This window comes from Bradyrhizobium sp. PRIMUS42, from assembly GCF_023006515.1.
Taxonomy (GTDB): Bacteria; Pseudomonadota; Alphaproteobacteria; order Rhizobiales; family Xanthobacteraceae; genus Bradyrhizobium.
Map to the genome: position 1 here is coordinate 1 of NZ_JALBGZ010000518.1, position 4,636 is coordinate 4,636.

A 4,636-nucleotide genomic window follows, 5' to 3' on the forward strand; every position below is an offset into this window, starting at 1 on the left:
AGCCGTCCTTCGTGCTCGCGAACGGGGCCGCCCTGCTGTTCGGCGCCGGGCTTGCGATCGCCTCTGCGCCCTCGCCGAGGGCGCGCCAGCTTGGGAGCGTTCTGTCGATCTACGGAGCGTTTGCGCTGGCCGGTGTCGCTTTCCTGGAGGTGACGACGGTCGATGACATCATTCGCTTCCGGACCAGCACGGTATCGGCACAGCCGCTCTGGGCGATCCTGTGCGGAGTTGCGGGGGTGATCCTCGCCCTCGTCTCCGCCATACTCACGAAACGCACAGGTGAGTTGCTTGCAGCCTGCGCGATCGGGCTCGTGCTGGTCGCCGCGCCGATCTGGCCGGTCTCCACGGCCGGCGAACCCTGGTTCGCTTACGCCGCGCTGCTGTGCGCCATGCTGTGCCTCGTCGTCTCCGGCGTGCTCGATGACGTGCGTCCGCGGATCGTCGCCGGCTGGCTCGGCATCGCCGGAATCATTGCTGGCATCACCTGGGCGGTGAAGGGCTCGCTGCTGCGCCGCTCGGCCTTCCTCGCGGGGGCCGGAATCGTCGCCGTGGTCTTTGCAACCGCGCTCAATCGCATGCTGCCGAGGGCTGAGCGATGATTGGAGCCATCACAAGATTCTGGCAGCGCATTCCGAAAGCGGTGCTGTTCGGTGTCGCCGTCCTGGTGCAATGCCTGCTGCTGGTCCTGATGGTCGCCGACCGCATGCAGATCCTGCGCGAAGGCCGTGAGGTGACCCTGCAGACGCAGCCGGTCGATCCGCGCGATCTTCTGCGCGGCGACTATGTTGTGCTCCGCTACGACATTTCGCAACTGCCGGCCGGCGCGCTCGCCGGCAAGCCGGCCGACGCACGCAATCCCGTCGTGTTCGTCAAGCTCGCGCCCAATGCCGACGGCCTTTACGCCGCCGTCTCGGTGCATGCCGCGCCTGTGCCGGTCACCGCGCCCGAGGTGCTGATCCGCGGCCGCGTCAGCTATTCCTGCGGATCAGACGTCCGCACCTTCTGCGACAAGCTGACGATCAAATACGGTCTCGAAAGCTATTTCGTGCCGGAAGGCGAGGGCGGCAAGCTCGAGCAGGCCCGCAACCAGCAGAAGCTGCGCATCGTCGCCGCCGTGCTGCCCTCAGGCCGCGCCGCCATCAAGCGGCTGCTGCTCGACGGCGAGCCGGTCTATGAGGAGCCGCTGTATTAAGTTGCCTCCTGTGCACCATGACAATGTTTGAAGCGTTTTCCTGAATTGCATGGGCAAAGGTCGTTGCGTCGCAAGCCTGCAAACTCCGCCGACGTCCCTGCTTCACCGGAACTCTCCAGGAGTGACGTTGATGATGCATCCGAACCGGCGGCCGCCAATTCCGCGGCCGGTGCATTTCGGCGATTCAGCAGCCACCCGGCCAACATTCCGGTCACCACAAACCCGCCCAGAAGCGCCATTCCCATCTTGATGTCGTTAGCCTCCTTGCGCTCCCGCTCCTCGGACTCTCTCTTTGCTTGTAAGCGCTGCTCTTCTTGTTCCACATACCACTTTGCAGCGGATTGAAGTGCCGTCGGCGGAATGGTCCAACTGACCGATGTCTTATCCGGCCTTGAAAGAACGATCGCCCGCGACAGCAATGCCATCTGCGAGGGCGAATTGCTTTCAGAACGCACTCGGGTCGCCGTCACTCGCGATGCGAGTCCGAGCGACACCCCGCCGCACACCGATGAGACCAACGTAAGACGACGGTTGCCCTTGGTTTCTTCGATGGTTTCCCAACGCCCCAAGCCTGGAAGTGTATCCGGCAATTCAACGTGATCGATCTCATGAGCGTCGATCAGCCGCGTGAGTTCATAATGGTGGAGGTTCTCCTCCTTCAGGATATGTGCGATCGCGAAATGCCGGTAGATATTGTACATGTCGCGCCAGATCGGCTCGGCACGAAATGTCTCCTCCATGCGCGCGGTCCAATCGCAGGCGAACTCCCTTGCGATGGGATCTTCGTTGCCGTTCTTGGCACCTGCATCCGCGTTGGCATCGGCGTCGCTGAGGATCACCTGGGCTGATTGCAGCGACGCGATTTGATAGTCGTGCGCATATTCGAACTTGCCGGGCTCGAACCAGAACCGGCGTCGGCTGCTCCAATCGCCCATGGACGTGCCGGCCCGAAGCATCTGCCGCGACTGATTGAGCCGGCGCGTGAAAGTTCCGGGCAGGGGCGGATCGACCGGCAATTGCAGCGTGCCCTGCGAAACCTGCTTCATGCGATAGTCGGCTTCGACCAGCACCTTGGTCACGCGACAATGCCTGGGTAGGGCGTCGACGCGAACCTTTTGCGGCTGTTGAGAGCACATCCGCAAATATTGTTGCTTCGCGGCCGCATCGCGCCCCGAAATCTGGTCGAGATTCGGCGTTTGATCTCTGTCCGGATCCAGCGAGATACCCGGCTCGATGTTGCCGTACTTCCTGGCGGCCGACCTGATCGCGACGATGAGATCGTCGAGGTAAAGATCCGGCTGGCCCTTCTCGGCAACGCCGCAAAGCAGGATATCGTAACTGTCGTCCTGGCAGACGGTATCAATCCGGGTCAAACCCGTAAGCCGCTTTGGCCCGCCTGATTTCGCCCGCTTCAACGCTTCGCGCAGCGAAACGGCGACCTCCGCCCGCATGTCCATCGAAGTCGCGGGGGGAGCGCTGCAAGTCTTGGCAGCCGCCACCGCGGTCAGGGGCTCTTGCAGGACTAACGCGCTCACTCCTGACGCCAGAAAACCGCGTCGATCGACAAGCACCCTGTGCATCATGGAGCTCTATTTCCCCCGCTTCGACAAATTACCAGGTTAAGTATCCGGCTTCTTCAAATTGAGAATCTTGCGCCTGAGCTCGCTCAGGTCGCTTTCCTTCCCGGTCGGAGCCGCTCCGATGTGCACGCCGCCGACAGGTGCCGAGGGTGACGGATGAGTTGGGCTGCTGACGTTTGACACGGATGGCTTCGAGCCGATTTCAGGTGAGTTCGAGTTGGATCCATCTCGCGCGCCGCTGACGCCCGACTCTCTCGTTGGGAAGGAATTTGAAGGTGGGGAGGAATGCGGTCGCGGGGCACTGGGAGCCAGGCGCCCACCTCCGGTACCCGAAACGTCGGACTCCAGCGGCGTGCGCTGATTGCGCCAACGCTGAAACTCCTGCAACTCGCGAGCGGCGGCGGCCGCGCTGTTCAGCCGCATCCTCTCCTCTTGGGGACTTTCGTAGTCCGGCCGGGTGATGAGATTTTCTCTCAACGAGAGCCTGTTACGGCATTCTCCTTTATTCCACTCGACTTGCGCGACGTCCTCTCCCTGACTCTCGCACTGCATGCATTTGTCATACAGCTTGTCCAATTCGACCGAGATGTAGCTACAATTCCATCCGGGACCGAATTTCTTCTGCAGAGTCTCGGCCTGGGCCGGAAAAGTGCAGAGTCCGAGGGCGGCAATCGCCGCGGGAATGAAGGTGCGCATGAATGTCGTTCAGCTAATGATCTGGCCGGACCGGTGGCCGGCTAAAAATTTGCAGTTCGCAGCTTAAACCAGCGCAACTGTGCTGCAACCTCTTTCTGTCCACTTAGCCCGCATCGGCCTTTCAGTTTGCTTAATCCGTTTCCGCGGATCAGGCGCCATTGTGTCGGGCGTGCTTTTTCAATGCCCGCCGCAGCACGTCCCACACCAGGGGATCGTTCATCTGCGCCACGTTGAATCGCATGGAGTGCGATGCCGTCTGCGACACGCTGAACACGTTGCCCGGCGCCAGCACGACGTTGTCCTCGAGCGCCGCGCGCGCAACCTGCGTGGCGTCCTGCCCGCCCGTGAGGCGGCACCAGAGGAAAAATCCGCCGCGCGGCATCAGCCAGGGTTCGATGCCGATCGCCTGAAGCTTGCGCGCCACATCGCGGCGGGTGCGCGTCAGCTTCTGCCGGAGCTCGTCCATGTGCTTGCGATAGCTGCCGCCGGCCAGCACCTTTGCGATGATCTCGGTCGCGACCGGGCTCGGACCCCCGAAGCTGGTTGCGACCTGGAGGTCGACGAGATGCTCGATCCAGTCGGCTCGCCCTGCGATGTAGCCGCAGCGCACCGAGGCCGACAGCGTCTTGGAGAAGCTGCCGACGCGGATCACGCGATTGAGCCCGTCCAGCGCGGCAAGTCGCGGCGAGCGCTCCGGCTCGAAGTCACCGAAGATATCGTCCTCGATGATGGTGAGGTCGTGCGCAGCGGCCGCGGTCAGAAGCCGATGCGCGGTCTGGAGCGAGAGCGTCGCGCCGGTCGGGTTGTGCAGGGCCGAATTGGTGATGTAGAGCCTGGGACGCTCGGTGCCCAGGATCTGCTCGAAGCGCGCAACGTCCGGGCCTGACGGCGTGTAGGGCACGCCGATGATCTTCGCCTGATGCGCCCGCAGCAGCGCGCGGAAATTGAAGTAGCAGGGATCGTCGACCAGCACCGTGTCGCCGGGACGCAGCAGGAAGCGGCAGACGAGGTCGGTACCTTGCGTGCCCGAGCCCGTCAGCATGAGCTGATCGAGCGACGCCTCAATCGCGTCCTCGGCGAGACGCGCGAGCAGCAGCCGGCGCAGCGCCAGTCCGCCGCGCGTGCTGCCGTAATCCGTCAAGAGAGGCGCATCGGTCCGCGCCAGTGC

The 4,636-nt window shown here is 63.1% G+C and carries 4 protein-coding genes and 1 pseudogene; 2 read left to right on the forward strand and 3 right to left on the reverse strand.

Features of this window, described 5'->3' with window-relative positions:
* A pseudogene (locus MOV75_RS28200) lies at positions 1-599 on the forward strand (DUF2157 domain-containing protein); the annotation flags it as partial.
* Positions 596-1,192, forward strand: a complete 597-nt coding sequence (locus tag MOV75_RS28205) for a GDYXXLXY domain-containing protein (protein ID WP_246930907.1) — start codon at positions 596-598, stop codon at positions 1,190-1,192. The pseudogene MOV75_RS28200 and the gene MOV75_RS28205, both read left to right, overlap by 4 nt.
* On the opposite strand, the gene MOV75_RS28210 is transcribed toward MOV75_RS28205, so the two are convergent.
* The 3 genes from MOV75_RS28210 to MOV75_RS28220 all read right to left on the reverse strand — a co-directional run.
* On the reverse strand, positions 1,189-2,727 hold the full coding sequence (locus tag MOV75_RS28210; RefSeq protein WP_246930906.1) for an SEC-C metal-binding domain-containing protein: 1,539 nt from the start codon (positions 2,725-2,727) through the stop codon (positions 1,189-1,191). The two genes, MOV75_RS28205 and MOV75_RS28210, sit on opposite strands and share 4 nt — an antisense overlap.
* An 84-nt stretch (positions 2,728-2,811) precedes the next feature.
* Complete coding sequence (locus MOV75_RS28215) at positions 2,812-3,468, reverse strand: hypothetical protein (protein WP_246930905.1); 657 nt, start codon at positions 3,466-3,468, stop codon at positions 2,812-2,814.
* Between the two features lie 148 nt (positions 3,469-3,616).
* The coding region (locus tag MOV75_RS28220) for a PLP-dependent aminotransferase family protein (protein ID WP_247006988.1) at positions 3,617-4,636 on the reverse strand (1,020 nt) is incomplete at its 5' end.

Bases quoted from the DNA above. Each gene is read 5' to 3' on its own strand.
- MOV75_RS28205 (WP_246930907.1), top strand. From the start codon at position 596: ATGATTGGAGCCATCACAAGATTCTGGCAGCGCATTCCGAAAGCGGTG.
- MOV75_RS28215 (WP_246930905.1), bottom strand. From the start codon at position 3,468: ATGCGCACCTTCATTCCCGCGGCGATTGCCGCCCTCGGACTCTGCACT.